Below are 17,369 nucleotides of genomic sequence, written 5' to 3' on the forward strand. Positions count from 1 at the left end.
AGTGTGGCGCAGCCGCGGCTCAGTCGGTGCGGCGGGCCACCTGATAGCCGTCAGTGTCCAGCACGACCTCCCACGACGTGCCGGGGTGCTGCTGGCTGGCGTACGCAGCCGCATCGGGAGCCTGATCGCCCCAGCCGGTGTAGGCGTCGATGACCATCCACTCCGGGACGGCGTCGCCGACCGTGCCCGTCCAGTACACGGTGCGACCGGTGGCGAGGTGCGTGATCATCCCGATGTCGGTCTCGACGCTGGACCCTTCGGTGACGAGGTCGAGGACCTCCTGGGCTGCGGCTGCTCGTGGGCTCGGCTCGTACGTCGCTGGGTCGACGAGGCGGGACAGCGGATACTGCGGGAGCAGCGCGAGTGCCACGGCGGCGGCGATCGCGGGCACGTGCGTCGCATAGCGACGCAGCCACGGCGGTGACGCCCACGCCGAGTCCGCGCCGGCGTCCGCCGCGTCCACCTCGTCCGCCGTACGAAGTCGAGCGATCGCGTCGAGCATCGCCGCGAAGACGACCGGCATGACCACGAGGGCGTAGTGCCAGTCCGTGCCCCAGTAGTACTCGTTGTCGCCGACGAACCGCCACAGCAGCGTCGGGCCTGCGACCAGCACCCACGGCGAGCGCAGCGCCAGGAAACCGGTGATGCCGAACGTCGTGAGCAGCGTCGGCAGCTTGAGGTCCCATCCGGTCCAGAACGTCGTCCACGGCCCCGGTCCGCCGTCCCCGTCCGCGCCGATGACGCCGACGTAGTCGTAGCCACCTCCCGGGTTGAACGCCGGGATGATGACGAACAGCGTGAGCAGGAAGCCACCGAGTCCGATCGCGGCGGTCGCCAGGCCGATGCGGCGTGCACCCGACAGCGCGAGCACGACACCGACCGCGAGGACGGTGAGGCCCAGGTCCTCCTTGACCAGCAGGAGCGGGAGGGACCACAGCGCAGCAGCCATCCACCTCCGTTCGACGTACGCGATGCCGGCGAGAGCCAGGAACAGCACGCCGAAGGCGACCTCGTGGAAGTCGACCCACACGGCCGATGCGATCCCGAAGGACAGCCCGTACGCGACACCGACCGCGAGACCTGCCGCCGTCTCGAGCAGGCGGACCGCACCACGGGCGATCACGTAGACCGACAGTGCGATCAAGACAGCCTGGGCGACCAGCAGCGTACGACCGTCGGGGAACACGCGGTAGAAGGGTGCGACCAGGGCCGTGATCGGCGAGAAGTGGTCGCCGAGGATGTTGTAGCCCGGGGCCTTGATGTCGACGATCGGCGCCTCGAGCCGGGAGTACGCGGCGATCGCCTGCTCGAAGATCGCGTTGTCCCACGACGGGGTCTCGAAGCGCCGGAAGCGCAGCAGCGACAGGGCGGCGTACGCGGTGCCGCACAGCAGCGCCAGGACGGCGGGGCCGACGACGGCGGGTTCGAGGATGGTGGCTCTCGAACGCTGTTCGACGCGAGGGTCGTCGTCGGTCAGCGGGTCGGTCATGCGGACACGTTAGCCGGAGCCTCGAGGGCCGAGCCCAGGAAGGTCAGCTGCGCCGGCGCCATCCGCCGCCAGTAGCCGCGGTCGTGGTCGCCGCGTTGGAAACCGCCCGCCGGTCGGGCCTCGAACCCGTGCACGAAGTCACGTGACGCCGCGAGGAACGGATCGCCTCTCCCGCAGTCGATCCGTACGGCGATTCCGGCGAGGTCGTCCTGGCGTCCCATCAGGTCCACGTCGGCGAAGTCCTCCGCGTCGTCGTACGCCCCGGGAGCCGTGTCCTTGAAGTGGTGCCAGAGTGCCGGGCTCATCGCACCGACAGCCGCGACCCGCTCCGGCCCGAGCGTCCTGGCCAGGTGCAGCGCACCGAAGCCGCCCATCGACCAACCGAGGAAGCCGATCCGGTCGGTGCGCAGCCCGTGGCCCGCCAGGAGCGGGAGGAACTCGTCGACGACCATGGCGCCGGCGTCCTCACCGTCGTCCCGGGCGTGCCAGTACGTCTCGCCTCCATCGATGCTCGCGAGCGCGAACGGCGCAGTGCCGCCTGCTACGACGGAGGCCAGGAACCGGTCGAGCGCGAGGTAGCGACGGCTGAACGCCGACGCGTGGTCGTTGCCGCGGCCGTGAAGGACGACTACCACCGGAAGCTCGGCGCGCTCAGCCGGGCCGGAGCCGCCGGGCGGCCAGGCGATGGACCAGCCGCACTGCTTCCCACGGCGGGCGGCGGACGTGATGGATCCGCTCAGCAGACGTCCGGGCCGGTTGCCGGGAACGACCCGTCCTCACCGTCGCTCGCCCACGTGAGCGCCGCGAAGCCTCCTCCCGCTGCGGCTGCGACGACACCTGCGCCGAGGAGAAGCCGCCGCCTCGACAGCCGAGCGGGCGCTGGAGGGTCGTCGTCGGCGCGAGGCATGGACACATTGTGGCCGCCGCTAGTACCAGCCCGCGCCCTGCTTGAAGGACTGCGCGGCGCACGGGGTGCCGTAGACGTCCTTGATGTAGCCGAGTCCCCACGTGATCTGGGTCGCCGGGTTCGTCTCCCAGTCGGCACCGGCCGAGGCCATCTTGGAGCCTGGCAGCGCCTGCGGGATGCCGTACGCGCTCGAGGTGGGGTTGTCGGCGTTCCAGCGCCAGTTGCTCTCGCCGACCCACAGGTCGTTCAGGCAGCTGAACTGATCGGCGCCGAAGCCGAAGTCAGAGAGGAGCGCCTTGGCGATCTGGCGAGGGTCGCGATCCTGCATGCGTGCCGTCTTGGTGATGATCTTGCTCGCGCCGGCGGCCTTGGCGACCTGCTGCTTCTTGGCGGCAGCGATCGACCTAGCCTTCGTGGGTGCAGCCTTCTCGGTGGCAGCCTTGTCCGGTGCTGTCCTCGCCGGGGCAGCCTTCTCGTCGGCGACCGCAGGTCGCTCGGAGGAACGGGAGACGTCGGTCTCCCCACGATCGGCGACGACGCCGGAGACGTCGGCACGTCCGAGCCCGCCGGCACCTGCGGCCGTGTTGTCCGTCTCAGGAGCTGCCGAAGCGCTGACGACACCGCCGCCGACGAAGGCGACGGCAGCCGTGGCGGCAGCTGCGACGGCGATCCGGCGGCGCGACGCGGGCGCCAGCAGCCGCGAGGCGGTCGAGGCGCGCGCGGCCTTGCGCTTACCGCCCTGGGCGGCATGACGGCGCGCAGGCGTGAGGGGGCCAGACTTGTGGGGGGAATGCACTCGTGGTCCTCCGGGGGAAGGAGTCGCGGGTCAGAAGTCCCCAGCATGCGTCGAGACAGAATCGTTATCAAACGGACAAACCGATCAAAGCGGCCGGATCGCCGCCCTGACCTGCACCGATGGCACTTCCTGAGAATTACGCCTGCGCGTCCTCAGACTTCTCCTTCGCCCCCAGGAGCAGGTTGTCCCCTGTCTCGGGATCGAAGAGGTGCAGCTTCGACACGTCCATGATCAGCTCGGCCTGCTCGCCGACCCCGACCCGGGTCGTCGGCTCGAGGCTGACCACGATCTGCTGTTGCATCTTCTCGCCGTCGAGGTCCTTCGCCAGATCGTCCAGCGTCTTCCGCACCTGCTCCGGCGCCTCGAACGGGATGTAGGCGTACTGCTCGTTGCCGAGCCACTCCACGACGTCGACGTCGGCGTTGAAGCTCACCGCTCCCTCGGGCGGCTGCGGCGACGACGCGTCGACGAAGTGCTCCGGGCGGATCCCCGCGATCAGCAGCTCGTGCCCCTCGGCTGCCTTCGCCATCTCGGGCGGCATCGTGAACGTCACGAACGGCAGCTCCATCTGGTCGCCCTTCGGCCGCGCGGGCAGCATGTTCATCGGGGGCGACCCGATGAAGCCGGCGACGAACAGGTTGACCGGCTTCTCGTAGAGCTCCCGCGGCGTCGCGACCTGCTGCAGCACGCCCTTCTTGAGCAGCGCCACGCGGTCGCCGAGCGTCATCGCCTCAGTCTGGTCGTGCGTCACGTAGACGGTCGTCACCCCGAGCTTGCGCTGCAGCCGGGCGATCTCGGTACGCATCTGGCCGCGCAGCTTCGCGTCCAGGTTCGACAGCGGCTCGTCGAAGAGGAACGCCTGCGCGTCTCGGACGATCGCGCGTCCCATCGCGACGCGCTGCCGCTGGCCGCCCGACAGGTTGGCCGGCTTGCGTTCCAGGAACTCGGTCAGCTCGAGCGTCTCCGCAGCGTCGCGCACCTTCCTGTCGATCTCGTCCTCCTTGGCACCCTTGTGCAGGCGCAGGGGGAAGGCGATGTTCTCGTACACGCTGAGGTGCGGGTAGAGCGCGTAGTTCTGGAAGACCATCGCGAGATTGCGGTCGCGCGGCGGCTTCTCGTTGACGCGTTCGCCTCCGATCATCATGTCCCCGGAGGTGATCTCCTCCAGGCCGACGATCATCCGCAGCAGCGTGGACTTGCCGCATCCGGAGGGGCCGACGAGGATCACGAACTCCCCGTCGTCGATCTCGAGGCTGACGTCGCGCACCGCCGGCGCGTTGTCGCCGTACTGCTTGACGATGTTCTTCATCTCGATGGTGGCCATGGTGATCAACCCTTCACTGCACCGGAGGTCAGCCCGGAGACGATCTTGCGCTGGAACAGAAGGACGATGACGAAGATCGGGATCGTCACGACGACCGAGGCAGCCGCGATGGCCGCGATCGGCTGGTCGAACTGCGACGCGCCCGTGAAGAACGCCAACGACGCCGGCACCGGGATCGATCTCTCGGTCGAGCTCAGGGATATGCCGAACACGAAGTCGTTCCAGGCGAAGAAGAACGTGATGATCGCCGCCGTGAAGACGCCCGGCGCGGCGAGCGGCACGATCACCTTCCGGAACGCCTGCCACGCCGTCGCCCCGTCGACCTCGGCCGCCTGCTCCATCTCCCACGGGATCTCGCGGAAGAACGCCGACAGCACCCAGATCGACATCGGGAGCGTGAACGAGAGGTACGGGATGATCAGGCCGATCCAGGTGTCGTAGATGCCGATCGCGCGCCACATGTCGAACAGCGGGCCGACCAGTGCAACCACCGGGAACATCGCGATCGCCAGCGCGACCGAGAGCACCAGCTTCTTGCCGCGGAACCGCAGGCGGGCCACCGCGTACGCCGCGAAGGTGGCGAGCACGACCGAGATCGACGTCGAGATGATCGAGATGCCGAACGAGTTGAACAGCGCGTGCTGGAACAGGCTGAACTCGAAGACTGTCTCGTAGTTGGTGAAGCCCGGGTCGTGCGGCAGGAACCCGCCCTGGTTCACGTCGGCGTTGCCACCCTTGAGCGACAGGGAAACCAGATAGACGACCGGCGTCAGCGTGTAGAGCACGATCAGCTCGGCCCCGACGATCGAGGCCCACGAGATCTGCGGGGCGTTGTCGCCGATGGCGAGGCCGACGGCGCCCGTCAGCACGAACACCGTGCCGGTGATCAGCCAGAGCCAGAGGTCCGGACGGTCGATGAGCCACAGCCCGGCGCCGGCGAAGATCAGGCCGATCGCGATCGCGGCGAGCGACCACACCACGCGGGACTTGCGTCGCGGTGACATGTCAGTCTCCCCTCACCTGGCTCAGGTCCACCCGGAACAGCTTCATCAACCCGAACGCGATGATGAGGACCGAGAGGAACAGGAGCACGGACATGGCGGACCCGAGGCCGAGCTCGACGCGCTGGATCATCGCGTTGTAGACGAGCCCCGACGGTGGCGCGGTGCCGTTGGCGAACCCGGTCATGATGAACGGGCTGTCGAAGATCCGGTACGCGTCGAGCGCCCGGAAGAGAACGGCGACCATGATCGCGGCCCGCATCGACGGCAGGATCACCTTCGTGAGCCGCTGCGTCCACGTCGCGCCGTCGACGGTCGCCGCCTCGATCGCGTCGTTCGGCACCTGCGAGAGCCCGGCGAGCAGCAGCAGCGACACGAACGGTGTCGTCTTCCAGATCTCGGCCAGGCAGATGACGAAGATCGAACCCCAGAAGTCGTCGAAGAGGTTCGTGCCCGGGTCGAGATGGAGCCACTGGTTGACGAACCCGGTGGTCGGCTGGAACGCGTACAGCCATGCATAGGCCGAGACGACCGTGATGATGCCGTACGGCACGAGGATCGAGGCTCGGACGAGACCGCGAGCGACCAGGATGTTGTTCATCACCATCGCGAACGCGAAGCCGATCACGAGCTCGACGGCCACGGTGACGACCATGATGAAGACGGCGACCCCGACCGCGCGCCACCACAGCGAGTCCGACAGCACGACCCCGTAGTTCGAGATGCCGACGAACTCCCGGTTGTCCGGGTCCGTGAGGCGGTAGCTGAACGTTGACAGGTAGAGCGCTCGCAGCATCGGCCAGGCGGTCACCAGCAGCATGACCGCGACCGCAGGGCCGGCGAGCTTCCAGCCGAGCCGGTTCTCCGCGCTCTCCGGTGACCGCGCCTTCGCACGCCGCCCGCCGGGCGCCGCCTTCGTCGGCTCGAGCGTCGTCGTGCTCGCCATCGTCATCGCCTCCCGCTCACAGCAGCGCTTCTCACAGCAGGGCCTTGCCTTGAAGGACGTCCTCGATGTACTGCTGCGACTCTTCCGGAGTCGTGTCGGGATCGACCGACGACGGCGGGTGCCAGCTCGAGTAGAGCGCCGTGCTGATGTCGCTCCAGTACGGCGTCAGCGGCCGCGGTGCCGCGGCGTCGATGCTCTCGCGCCACAGCGCGGACATCGGGAACGCTTCCTTCATCTCCGGGTCGTCGTAGACCGCCGACCGCGCCGGCTGGTTGCCCGACGACTGCGCGTACGTCTTCTGGCTCTCCGCCGACGTCAGGCAGGCGGCAGCCTCGTACGCGGCGTCGGTGTGCTTGCCGTAGTTCGACACCCCGATGTTGATGCCGCCGTACGGCGGGCGGCTCTCGTCGTCGTCGGTGGTCTGCGGGTAGCGGACCCAGCCGAGGTCGTCCTTGAACGGAGCGACGTTCGGGTCGGAGTAGACGTACGTCCAGTTGACCAGGAACCCGCCGTCGGCTGCTGAGAACGACGCCACCGTGCCACCCTCGTCGGCGTTCGACAGCGCCGGTGGTGCCGCCGAGGAGTTGCCGAGCTTGGAGACGACCTCCGCGGCCGCCTTGCCCTCAGGGGTGTCGATGGTGATCTTCGCGTCCTTGCCGTCCTGCGGGTCCTCGAGGATCTGGCCGCCTGCGCCGGAGATCAGCGCGTTGATCCACACCGAGTAGCCCTCGTAGCGCTTGGCCTGCACGCTGACCGTGGTCTGCGTCTGCTCGGCCGCGTCGATGATCTGGTCCCAGGTGACCGGCTTGGTCATGTCGAGGCCGGCCTTCTCGGCAACGGACTTCTTGAACCACAGGATCTGCGTGTTCGACCACAGGGGCACGGCGACCAGGTTGTCGTCGTACGTCGCAGCCTCGACCGCGCCGTCGAGCATGCCCTCGGACAGCTGGGTCTGCTGCTCCTTGGGGATCGGCTGGAGGAAGCCCGCGTTGGCGAACTCCGCGGTGAACGCGGGGTCGAGGCTCATGAGGTCGATCGACTCGTCCTCCGCCGCGAGACGCCGCACGAGCTGCTCGCGCTGCTGGGAGGCGTCGTTGGGGAGGAGGCGCACCGTGATGTCGTACGCACCGTTCGACTCCTCGGAGCACTTCAGAGCCAGGTACGCCTGTCCACCCGGGGCCTGGTTGCCGTCCTCGTCGGTGACGTACGCCTCCAGGTTCGAGACGTCCGGGTTGATGTACCAGTTGAGTGTCGGCGTGTCTCCGCTCGACTCTCCGCCGCACGCGGCGAGCCCCGCCGCCGCACCGGCGACCGCGGCGATTGCCGCGACCCGCCGTCGAGCCCTGATCCCCATCGAACGCTCCCGTCCGTTGCGGCGCTGGCCCGCGCCTGACGTACGTGACCTCCCTCACTGAAGCACACCGGAGCGTGCGCTGCAGACCAAGCAGCGGCCCCGGGAGCCGACCGGGTCCCGGGGCCGCTTTTCGCGGACAGCGCGCCGAACTACAACGTCGTGTCTTCGAGCATCTCGGTGACGAGTGCCGCGACCGGTGAGCGCTCCGACCGGGTCAGCGTCACGTGCGCGAACAGCGGGTGTCCCTTGAGCTTCTCGACGACGGCCACCACGCCGTCGTACCGGCCGACGCGGAGGTTGTCGCGCTGCGCGACGTCGTGGGTGAGCACGACCCGCGAGTTGGTGCCGATCCGCGAGAGCACGGTCAGCAGCACGTTGCGCTCGAGCGACTGCGCCTCGTCGACGATCACGAACGCGTCGTGCAGCGACCGGCCACGGATGTGCGTCAGCGGAAGGACCTCGAGCATGCCGCGGTCGATGACCTCGTCGACGACGTCGCCTGACGTGACGGCGCCGAGCGTGTCGAACACCGCCTGCGCCCAGGGACCCATCTTCTCGGCCTCCGAGCCGGGCAGGTAGCCGAGCTCCTGGCCGCCCACCGCGTACAGCGGCCGGAACACCACGACCTTCTTGTGGAGCCGGCGCTCCATCACCGCCTCGAGGCCGGCGCAGAGTGCGAGCGCGGACTTGCCGGTGCCTGCGCGTCCGCCCATCGACACGATGCCGATCTCGGGGTCGAGGAGGAGGTCGAGCGCGACCCGCTGCTCGGCCGAACGGCCGTGCAGACCGAACGCCTCGCGGTCACCGCGGACGAGCTTGACCCGCTTGTCGGGCGTCACGCGTCCGAGCGCGCTCCCCCGCTCCGACAGCAGGACGAGGCCCGTGTGGCAGGGCAGCTCGCGCGCCTCCGGGAGGTCCGCGACACCGCTCTCGTACAGCGCGTCGACGTCCTCGCCGATCACCTCCAGCTCGACCATGCCCGTCCAGCCGGCCTCGAGCGCGAGCTCAGCGCGGTACTCCTCGGACGGCAGGCCCATCGCCGACGCCTTGACGCGCATCGGCAGGTCCTTCGAGACCAGCGTGACGTCGTTGCCCTCGTCGGCAAGGTTCTTGGCGACCGACAGGATCCGAGTGTCGTTGTCCCCCAGCCGGAATCCCGACGGCAGTGCGCTCGAGTCCGTGTGGTTGAGCTCGACGCGGACGGTGCCGCCGTCGTCGTTGACCGGGAGAGGGCTGTCGAGCGTGCCGTGGCGGACGCGCAGCTCATCGAGGAGTCGGAGCGCCGAGCGTGCGAAGTAGCCGAGCTCGGGATGAGCCCGCTTGTCCTCGAGCTCGGTGATGACGACGACCGGGATGACGACCTCGTGCTCGGCGAACCGGGTCAACGCCCGCGGGTCGGCGAGAAGCACGCTGGTGTCGATCACGTACGTGGTGGGGATGTCAGCAGCCACGGCAATCTCCTCGTACGAGCCCACGCGCGCCCCGCGCCGGCTCACTCTCTCGCGAATGGAGCCGGGTGCAGGACAGCAGGCCCGGGGGCGGGCCGACCTCCCCACGTGCGCACCGAACCAGCGCCTGCGCCGAGCGTTCGGTGATGCACGAAGGACCTCCCGGTGCCGGTGGGAGGTTGCCCCGCCGACGTGCACGACGGTACGCCGCAGCCGGGTGTGATCCGTTGCGACACGCCACCGGCCAGATGAACGTCTGGTTACGCGGTCAGCGGCGCCGCGCCGCGGTCGACCGACGGATCCCGCCGGCGATCCCGCGGCCGATCGCGCCGACCACGACGAGACCGCACACGAGGGCCAGCGCAAGGCCTCCCCAGCGGTACCAGGGGTACGTGCGACCGCTGCGGGCGAGGCCGGACGCGACCTCGTCGGTGTCGATGAACCGCGTGTAGCCGTCGGGGTCGTAGATCACCGGGATCGTCGAGCCGAGTGCGGGGAGGTCGTCCCGGTCGCGCTCGCAGTCCCCGATGATCGTCGAGCGGAGGTCGCCGTCGGCGAAGCTGTAGACCGGGCAGAACACCGTGTGGACCCGCATGCCGCGACGCCCGCCCGAGCGCTGCTCGCGTTCGTGCACGTCGGTCATCGTCCCGGTCACGCTCACACCCGCGCCGGCGCGGAGCCGCTCGAGCTCGGCCAGGTCGTCCGCCCCGCTGTTGCCGGTGAGTCCCGTGAGCCAGAAGAGGAGGGCGCCGATCCCGCCGAGCAGGACGACGGCGCCGTACCTCACTGGCCGAACCGGCGCTCGCGCTCCGCGTACGAGCGGATCGCACGCAGGAAGTCCACGCGCCGGAAGGCGGGCCACAGGGCCTCGCAGAAGTAGAACTCGCTGTGGACGCTCTGCCACAGGAGGAAGCCCGAGAGCCGCTGCTCACCGGACGTGCGGATGACGAGGTCCGGGTCCGGCTGGCCCTTGGTGTAGAGGTGCTCGGCGATGTGCTCGACGTCGAGGACCTCGGCCACCTCGTCGATCGTGCGACCCTGCTCGGACTGCTCGCGCAGGAGGGAGCGTACGGCGTCCGTGAGCTCCTGGCGGCCGCCGTACCCGACACACAGGTTGACCTCCATGCCGTCGACGCCGCTGGTCGACGCGGCAGCAGCCTCGAGCGAGCCGGCAAGGTCGGACGGCAGCAGGTCGAGGTTGCCGATGAGGCGCACGTGCCAGCGCTGCAGCGCGGTGAGCTGGTCGACCAGGTTGCCGATGACCCCGAGGAGGACGCGGATCTCGGGCTCGGGGCGCTGCAGGTTGTCGGTCGAGAGCAGCCAGAGCGTCACGACCTTGACGTCGAGGTCGTCGCACCAGCCGAGGAAGTCGATGATCTTGTCGGCACCGGCCTGGTAGCCGCTCACGACGTCGCCGCCCGCACCCTTCGCCCAGCGCCGGTTGCCGTCGACGATGACGCCGACGTGCGCCGGGACCTGGTCCGGCCGGAGCCTGCCGAGCAGCTGGCGCTCGTACGCCGAGTAGAGCAGATCTCGAACCGACACCGATCGGCCTCTCGTGAGGAGTCTTACCTACGCTTCCGTAGGTTCGTTGGATAAGGTCCTGTTGTGACCAACCAGCAGGCTGTCCCCTACCCCGTCGGCGATCGTATCCGCGATGCCGTCGTCGAGATCAAGCCTAGACTGCGCGGCTGGCTGCACGCCGCCACCTGGCCCCTCGCGCTGGCGGCGTTCATCGTGCTGCTCGTGCTCGCCCCGGGCGCCAAGTCCAAGACCGGCGTCGCCGTCTACATGGTGAGCGCTCTGCTGCTGTTCGGCGTGAGCGCGGTCTACCACGTCGGACGCTGGGGTCCGCGCACTCAGATGCTGCTGAAGCGGTTCGACCACGCCAACATCTTCCTGCTGATCGCCGGCTCGTACACGCCCTTCGCGCTCATCCTGCTGCAGCCGCGCGACGCCGCGATGCTGCTGACGCTGGTGTGGGTCGGCGCGATCGGCGGCGTGGCTTTCCGGGTGTTCTGGGTGCACGCCCCGCGCTGGCTCTACACACCGATCTACGTCCTGCTGGGCTGGGCGGCGCTGCTGTGGCTCGACGAGTTCGCCGCGGCGTCCTCGACGGCCGTGCTCGTGCTGATCATCGTGGGCGGCTCGCTCTACTCGCTCGGTGCCGTGGTCTACGGACTGCGCTACCCGGATCCGTTCCCCCGCTGGTTCGGCTTCCACGAGGTGTTCCACACGCTGACCATCGCGGCGTTCGTCGTGCACTACGTGGGCATCTCGCTCGCCGCGTACGCGGCCTGACCCCGGCCGGTCGCCCCCGCCGGTCGCCCCCGCTGGTCGAGTAGCCCCGAGCCGCTAGGCGAGGGGCGTATCGAGACCCCCATCGCCCCCGCTGGTCGAGTAGCCCCGAGCCGCTAGGCGAGGGGCGTATCGAGACCCCCCAGCTCGCCCGGGTCCGTCACGGGGCGCTCGCAGGCGAACCCCCGGCACACGTACGCCGCCGCGTGGCCGTCGACCAGGTCCTTGTAGGCGAACAGCGGCACCGGTGTCCCGACCGGCGCGGCGACGACCACCGCTCCTGGCGAGGGCAGCGCCAGCGCCGCACGGTGCAGACGCGCGGCGTCCTCGCCGTCGCCGACGACGGCGATCTCGAGCGGACCGGCGAGCATCGCCTCGGCGACGGCGAGCGTCCACCCGGCGAACCGCGGCGCACCGGTCGCGAGCGCGGAGGCTGACCGGACCGCGTCCTCGGCCGCCGTGCGGAAACGGTCCTCGCCCGTGACCGCGGCGGCCGCGAGGAAGGCTGCAGCCACCGACGACGTACCGGACGGCGTGGCGTTGTCGCCGAGGTCGCGCGGGCGTACGACGAGGCGCTGGGCGTCGTCGGCGGTGTCGTAGAAACCGGTGGCGCCCGCGTCGCTGCCGACGGCGAAGTGGTCGAGAACCGCGTCGAGCAGAGTCGTCGCGCGCTCGAGCCAGACGGCGTCGCCGGTGACCCCGAGGACCGCGAGGTATGCCTCGGCGACGCAGCCGTAGTCGTCGAGGACGCCTGCGTTGGTCGACGCCATCCCGTCACGCGAGGTCCGCAGCAGGCGGCCGTGCGGGTCGGTGTGCACGGTCGCGAGCAGGGTGGCTGCGACGACGGCGGCGTCCGTGTACTCGGGCTCGCCCAGCAGGACCCCCGCTTCCGCCAGCGCCGTGACGGCGAGCCCGTTCCAGGCGGCGACGACCTTCTCGTCGCGCGCCGGAGCCGTACGCTCCGCGCGTCGCGCCGTCTCCAAGCGCTCACGCACCGACGCCCACCGTGCCGCGTCGTCGGGGTCCTCGCGGAGCTGGAGGGTCGACGTGCCGTGCTCGAACGTCCCCGCGTCCGTCACCGACAGCAGCCGGGTCGCCCACGCGCCGTCGTCCTCTCCGAGGACCTCGACGAGCTGCCGAGGCGTCCAGACGTAGTAGGTGCCCTCCGCGCCGTCGGTGTCGGCGTCGAGCGCAGACGCGAACCCGCCCTCCGCGGTCGCGAGGTCGGTCAGGAGGAAGTCGGCCGTCTCCCGGACCACCCGCAGCGCCAGCTCGGACCCCGTCTGCCGCCACAGGTGCAGGTAGACCCGCACCAGCAGCGCGTTGTCGTACAGCATCTTCTCGAAGTGCGGCACGACCCAGCCGGCATCCACGCTGTAGCGCGCGAAGCCTCCGCCGAGCTGGTCGTACATGCCTCCGCGCGCCATCGCGTCGCAGGTGTGCTCGACCATCGCCAGGGTGTCGGCGGAGCCGGTGCGGTCGGCTGCGCGGAGCAGCTGCTCCAGACACATCGACGGAGGGAACTTGGGCGCTCCGCCGAACCCACCGCGTACGGCGTCGTACTGGGCTGCGAGCCCGCGCACCGCCTGGTCGAGCGCATCGGCGTCCAGCGCCGGTCCGTCGCCGGCCTCGAGCGCGCCCAGGTGCGAGACGACCTCGGCGCTGATCCGGTCGACGTCCCCGCGGCGGTTTTCCCACACGTCGACGACCGCCTCGAGCACCTGACGGAAGGCCGGCATCCCGTGTCGCGGCTCGGGAGGGAAGTAGGTCCCGGCGAAGAACGGGTCCCCGCCCGGCGTCAGCATCACCGTCATCGGCCAGCCGCCCTGACCGGTCATCGCCGTCGTCGCCCGCATATAGACGGCGTCTACGTCCGGGCGCTCCTCCCGGTCGACCTTGACCGGGACAAAGTGCTCGTTGAGGTAGGCCGCGGTCGCCTCGTCCTCGAACGACTCGTGCGCCATCACGTGGCACCAGTGGCACGCGGCGTACCCGACGCTGAGCAGCACCGGCACGTCCCGCTCCGCCGCGAGCGCCAGCGCCTCGTCCCCCCACTCGTGCCAGTCGACGGGATTCTCGGCGTGCTGGAGGAGATATGGGCTGGTGGCTCGGCTGAGTCGGTTGGCCATGCCTCCACCGTAGGCGCAATCACGGGGTGCGAACCCGCGCGGAGTCGATAGCGTCAGGGCACCGTATCGACGAAGGGGAACGACGATGGCATTCGACACGATGGTGGTCTTCGCGGCGAGCTACGCGGACGAGGACGACGCGATCGCCGACTACGAGGCGGTCAAGGACTTCTACCAGGAGAGCGGCCTCATCGACACCTACGACGCGGCGGTGATCTCGAAGCACGACGACGGCAAGGTCAAGATCGTCAAGAAGCACGAGCAGCCGACCCGACAGGGAGCGTGGGGCGGCCTCGGGATCGGACTGGTCGGCGGTGCCGTGATCGCACTGTTCCCCGCGGTCGCGATCGGCGGCGCCCTCGTGGCCGGCGGCGCGGCGGGCGGTGCTCTCGGCGCCCTCGCCGGGCACGTGGCTGGCGGGATGAGCCGCAGCGACCTGAAAGACCTCGGCGAGACGCTCGACGAGGGTCAGAGCGGCCTCGTCGTGGTGGCAGCCACCGACATGGAGGCGCACGTCCAGGAGGCGATCAAGCGCGCGGGAAAGCTCGCGAAGAAGCAGCTCCGCGCGGACGAGAAGGCGCTCGAGGCGGAGATCGACAAGGCGACCGGGGCCTAGCCCGCGAACGCGCTCCCACGTGCGGCCAGCTCCTCGCGAAGGATCCGCACCGCCTTCGGCCCGACCCCGTGGATCGCGAGCAGGTCCTTCTCACGAACCGTGGCCAGCTGGGCGTACGTGGTGAACCCGTGGTGCGCGAGCTCGCGCCGTGCGGTGCGGCCGATCTCGCGGGGGTACTCGGTGGGGACGGGAGAGTCCTCGGGCGGCATCGGGCACTCCTGTTCAGCTCTGCGTGGAGGCGTCGGCATCGGCGCGTCGCGCCAGCTGCGCGTGACGGTAGCCGTAGCCGAAGTAGACCGCGAAACCTAGCAGCAGCCAGACCAGGAACCGCAGCCACGTCTCGACGGCGAGGCTCGCCATCAGCCCGACGCAGCACACCACGGCGAGGATCGGGACGAGGGGCACGAGCGGGGTACGGAACGGGCGCGACATGTCCGGCCGGGTGCGCCGCAGCACGACGACGGCGATCGCGACCACCACGAACGCGAAGAGCGTCCCGATGCTGACCATCTCCGCGAGCACGGCGATCGGGACCAGGCCGGCGAGCACGGCCACGAAGCCGACCGTGATCGCCGTCATCACGAACGGCGTCCCCCACGTCGGGTGCACGGCGCCGATCCGCGGCGGGATGAGTCCGTCGCGGGCGAGCGCGAAGCCGATCCGCCCCATCGCGACGATGTCGACCAGGATGACCGACGTCAGTCCGGCGACAGCGGCGATGCCGATGAGCACCCCGGCCCACTCGAGCCCGACGTCGCGGAAGACCTGGGCGACCGCGTCGCTCTCGCTCAGCTCGCGGTAGTCGACCATCCCCGTGACAACGAGGCACACCCCGACGTACAGGACCGAGCAGATCCCGATGGTGCCCAGCAGGCCGAGGGGCATGTCGCGAGCCGGGTGTCGGGTCTCCTCGCCGAGGTTCGCGACCGCCTCGAAGCCGGAGTACGCGAAGAACACCACGGCGGCCGCGACGACGACTCCCGCGATCCCGAAGTGCGTCGGCTCCACGCCCGAGAGGAACTGCCACAGCGGCGACTGGAGCGTCCCGGTCGCATCCCCGCTGCTGGGCTCGGCCGGCGGGACGAACGGGACCAGGTTGTCCGGGTCGATGTGGAAGACGCCGACGGCGATGACGAACAGGCACACCGATACCTTGACGATGACGAGGCCGTTCGTGACCCACTTGGACTCGCGGATCCCGCGCATCGCCACCCAGCCGAGGACGAGGACGATCGCGATGGCGCCGACGTTCACCGTCGACCCTTCCTCGGCGAACCAGCGGTCGGGCAGGTCGAAGACGCCGGCGAGATAGCCGGACCAGCCGCGTGCGACGACGGCAGCGCCGAGGGCGAACTCGAGCACGAGGTCCCACGCGATGATCCAGGCGAAGACCTCGCCGATCGTCGTGTAGGCGTAGGTGTAGGAGCTGCCCGCGGTCGGGACGGCCGCAGCGAGCTCCGCGTAGCAGAGCGCGGCGAGCAGGCTCACGCCGCCTGCGATGAGGAACGACACCATCACCGCGGGGCCGGCATTCTCCTTCGCCTGGAGGCCGGTGAGGGTGAAGATGCCGGTCCCGATCACGATCCCGATGCCGAATCCGACCAGGTCGCGGGCACGGAGGTCCTGGTGGAGGCGTCCCTCGCCGTCGATGTCGGCGGGAGGCAGCTCGTTCTGATGGACGACCGTGTCGACACTCTTCCGGCGAGTGATCCCCATCGCTCGAACGTAGGGCCAGACCCGGCCGCTGTCAGGGGAGGTCCTCCGCCTCCTGACACCGCGCCCCAGCACTGGCAGCATCAGTGACGTGACCGGATTGACGAACAACACCCACCGCGCAGGCCGCGAGGTCCGCAACAGCAAAGCCCTCGAGACGGGCGCGAGGATCGGCCTCGCCGCGTACGGGGTCGTGCACCTGCTGATCGCTTGGATCGCGCTCCAGGTGGCGTGGTCCGGCGGGGGCGACGCGAGCCAGGGTGGCGCGCTGGCGATGATGTCGGACAACCCGGTGGGGGTCGCGCTCCTCTGGGTCACCGCGATCGGATTCGTCGCGCTGGTCTTCTGGCAGCTCTCCGACGCCGTGTTCGGGTTCGCCGACGAGGACGGCGCCAAGAAGGCGTTCAAGAAGGCGAAGGCTGCTGGCCGCGCGGTCCTGTACGGGTTCCTGGCCGGGCTCGCCTTCAAGTCCGCGATGGGCTCGGGCGGGGGGTCGGGAAACGGCGAGGAGACCCTGACCGCCCGGATCATGAGTGCTCCCGCCGGCCGCTGGCTGGTCGGGATCATCGGTGTCGCGATCGTCGCCGCTGGGCTCTACCAGGGGTACCGCGGTCTCTCGCGCCGCTTCGAGAACGAGCTCGACAGCTCCGCGACGAGCGGCACCAGCGGGACGGCGATCGTCCGGCTCGGACAGGTCGGCTACACCGCCAAGGGCATCGCGCTGACGATCATCGGCATCCTGTTCGTCATCGCCGCGATCGACTACGACCCGCAGAAGGCCGGCGGTCTCGACGACGCGCTCAAGACCGTGCGCGAGCAGCCGTTCGGCCCGTTCCTGCTCACGCTGGTGGCCGTCGGGCTCGCCGCGTTCGGCGCGTACTGCTTCGGCTGGGCCCGGCACGTCAAGCGGCGCTGACCCTGCTGCTCGGCGCGGCGCCGCTCACGCCTCCGCGCCGGGTCGCTGGACCTGCGCGACGAGCCGCGCGGGGGCCTGCAGGCAATAGGCGTCGACGAGCAGCTCGGCCAGCTCGTCCCAGTCGGTGTGGCGGTCGAGGACCAGGCCGACCACGTTGTCGCCCCACTCCGCACGGAAGTAGGGCGGCCCGAGCTGCTCGAACGCCATCAGCTCGCCGGCCTCGGCCCGGAAGGTGATGCGGAACAGCTCGTCCTCGCCACCGAAGACGTGGGCCACGGTCGCCGTGCCGACGCGCCAGCGGACGCCGACCCACGCGTCCTCCTCGACGCAGGACGGCAGCCCGCCGAGCGTCGCACGGAGCCGCTCCACCATCTCGATCGGAACCTCGGGTCGCTCAGCCACGGGACCAGACTGGCGCACACGTCTGACACA

The 17,369-nt window shown here is 69.9% G+C and carries 18 protein-coding genes; 3 read left to right on the forward strand and 15 right to left on the reverse strand.

The features are described from left to right. Positions 1-19: 19 nt before the first annotated feature. From GH747_RS11165 to GH747_RS11215, 11 genes are all read right to left on the reverse strand, one after another. Positions 20-1,489, reverse strand: a complete 1,470-nt coding sequence (locus GH747_RS11165) for a DUF2079 domain-containing protein (RefSeq protein WP_149769670.1) — start codon at positions 1,487-1,489, stop codon at positions 20-22. Next, a complete protein-coding gene (locus GH747_RS11170; RefSeq protein WP_163695516.1) occupies positions 1,486-2,124 on the reverse strand; it encodes an alpha/beta hydrolase-fold protein in 639 nt (212 codons plus the stop codon). Before GH747_RS11170 ends, GH747_RS11165 begins: the two co-directional genes overlap by 4 nt. A gap of 101 nt (positions 2,125-2,225) precedes the next feature. After that, the gene (locus GH747_RS11175; RefSeq protein WP_153816624.1) at positions 2,226-2,396 is read right to left on the reverse strand and encodes a hypothetical protein; all 171 of its coding nucleotides are present in this window, start codon (positions 2,394-2,396) and stop codon (positions 2,226-2,228) included. Positions 2,397-2,415: 19 nt separating this feature from the next. Continuing rightward, positions 2,416-3,192: an aggregation-promoting factor C-terminal-like domain-containing protein gene (locus GH747_RS22050; RefSeq protein WP_194842906.1), complete on the reverse strand. Its 777-nt coding sequence runs from the start codon at positions 3,190-3,192 to the stop codon at positions 2,416-2,418. 136 nt (positions 3,193-3,328) lie between these two features. Beyond that, a complete protein-coding gene (locus GH747_RS11185; RefSeq protein ID WP_149769672.1) occupies positions 3,329-4,516 on the reverse strand; it encodes an ABC transporter ATP-binding protein in 1,188 nt (395 codons plus the stop codon). A 5-nt stretch (positions 4,517-4,521) separates the two neighbouring features. After that, the gene (locus tag GH747_RS11190; RefSeq protein ID WP_149769673.1) at positions 4,522-5,520 is read right to left on the reverse strand and encodes a carbohydrate ABC transporter permease; all 999 of its coding nucleotides are present in this window, start codon (positions 5,518-5,520) and stop codon (positions 4,522-4,524) included. Between the two features lies 1 nt (position 5,521). Continuing rightward, complete coding sequence (locus GH747_RS11195) at positions 5,522-6,463, reverse strand: carbohydrate ABC transporter permease (RefSeq protein ID WP_149769674.1); 942 nt, start codon at positions 6,461-6,463, stop codon at positions 5,522-5,524. A gap of 31 nt (positions 6,464-6,494) precedes the next feature. After that, positions 6,495-7,817 carry an extracellular solute-binding protein gene (locus GH747_RS11200; RefSeq protein WP_149769675.1) on the reverse strand — a complete coding sequence of 441 codons (1,323 nt, stop codon included), beginning with the start codon at positions 7,815-7,817 and terminating at the stop codon, positions 6,495-6,497. Positions 7,818-7,966: 149 nt separating this feature from the next. Beyond that, entirely contained in the window at positions 7,967-9,274 is a 1,308-nt protein-coding gene (locus GH747_RS11205; RefSeq protein WP_377035980.1) for a PhoH family protein, read from the reverse strand. Positions 9,275-9,533: 259 nt separating this feature from the next. Further along, positions 9,534-10,052: a DUF3592 domain-containing protein gene (locus tag GH747_RS11210; protein ID WP_149769677.1), complete on the reverse strand. Its 519-nt coding sequence runs from the start codon at positions 10,050-10,052 to the stop codon at positions 9,534-9,536. Beyond that, positions 10,049-10,810 carry an isoprenyl transferase gene (locus GH747_RS11215; RefSeq protein WP_149769678.1) on the reverse strand — a complete coding sequence of 254 codons (762 nt, stop codon included), beginning with the start codon at positions 10,808-10,810 and terminating at the stop codon, positions 10,049-10,051. Before GH747_RS11215 ends, GH747_RS11210 begins: the two co-directional genes overlap by 4 nt. 63 nt (positions 10,811-10,873) lie before the next feature. Here GH747_RS11215 and trhA point away from each other — a divergent pair, with 63 nt between their 5' ends. Beyond that, entirely contained in the window at positions 10,874-11,566 is a 693-nt protein-coding gene (gene trhA / locus GH747_RS11220; RefSeq protein ID WP_194842907.1) for a PAQR family membrane homeostasis protein TrhA, read from the forward strand. A gap of 113 nt (positions 11,567-11,679) precedes the next feature. Here trhA and GH747_RS11225 read toward each other — a convergent pair whose 3' ends face one another. Then, positions 11,680-13,692, reverse strand: a complete 2,013-nt coding sequence (locus tag GH747_RS11225; protein ID WP_149769679.1) for a thioredoxin domain-containing protein — start codon at positions 13,690-13,692, stop codon at positions 11,680-11,682. An 85-nt stretch (positions 13,693-13,777) separates the two neighbouring features. On the opposite strand from GH747_RS11225, the gene GH747_RS11230 reads away from it, so the two are divergent. After that, a complete protein-coding gene (locus GH747_RS11230) occupies positions 13,778-14,308 on the forward strand; it encodes a DUF1269 domain-containing protein (protein ID WP_149769680.1) in 531 nt (176 codons plus the stop codon). Here GH747_RS11230 and GH747_RS11235 read toward each other — a convergent pair. Beyond that, the gene (locus GH747_RS11235; protein ID WP_149769681.1) at positions 14,305-14,517 is read right to left on the reverse strand and encodes a helix-hairpin-helix domain-containing protein; all 213 of its coding nucleotides are present in this window, start codon (positions 14,515-14,517) and stop codon (positions 14,305-14,307) included. The two genes, GH747_RS11230 and GH747_RS11235, sit on opposite strands and share 4 nt — an antisense overlap. 13 nt (positions 14,518-14,530) lie before the next feature. After that, entirely contained in the window at positions 14,531-16,024 is a 1,494-nt protein-coding gene (locus GH747_RS11240; protein WP_149769682.1) for an APC family permease, read from the reverse strand. An 88-nt stretch (positions 16,025-16,112) separates the two neighbouring features. On the opposite strand from GH747_RS11240, the gene GH747_RS11245 reads away from it, so the two are divergent. After that, positions 16,113-16,937, forward strand: a complete 825-nt coding sequence (locus tag GH747_RS11245) for a DUF1206 domain-containing protein (protein WP_228552892.1) — start codon at positions 16,113-16,115, stop codon at positions 16,935-16,937. Positions 16,938-16,961: 24 nt separating this feature from the next. Here the strand turns inward: GH747_RS11245 and GH747_RS11250 are convergent, their stop codons facing one another. Next, on the reverse strand, positions 16,962-17,339 hold the full coding sequence (locus GH747_RS11250; protein WP_163695519.1) for an MmcQ/YjbR family DNA-binding protein: 378 nt from the start codon (positions 17,337-17,339) through the stop codon (positions 16,962-16,964). Between the last annotated feature and the right edge of the window lie 30 nt (positions 17,340-17,369).

Origin of the sequence: Mumia xiangluensis (genome assembly GCF_010994095.1) — a bacterium.
Taxonomy (GTDB): domain Bacteria; phylum Actinomycetota; class Actinomycetes; order Propionibacteriales; family Nocardioidaceae; genus Mumia; species Mumia xiangluensis.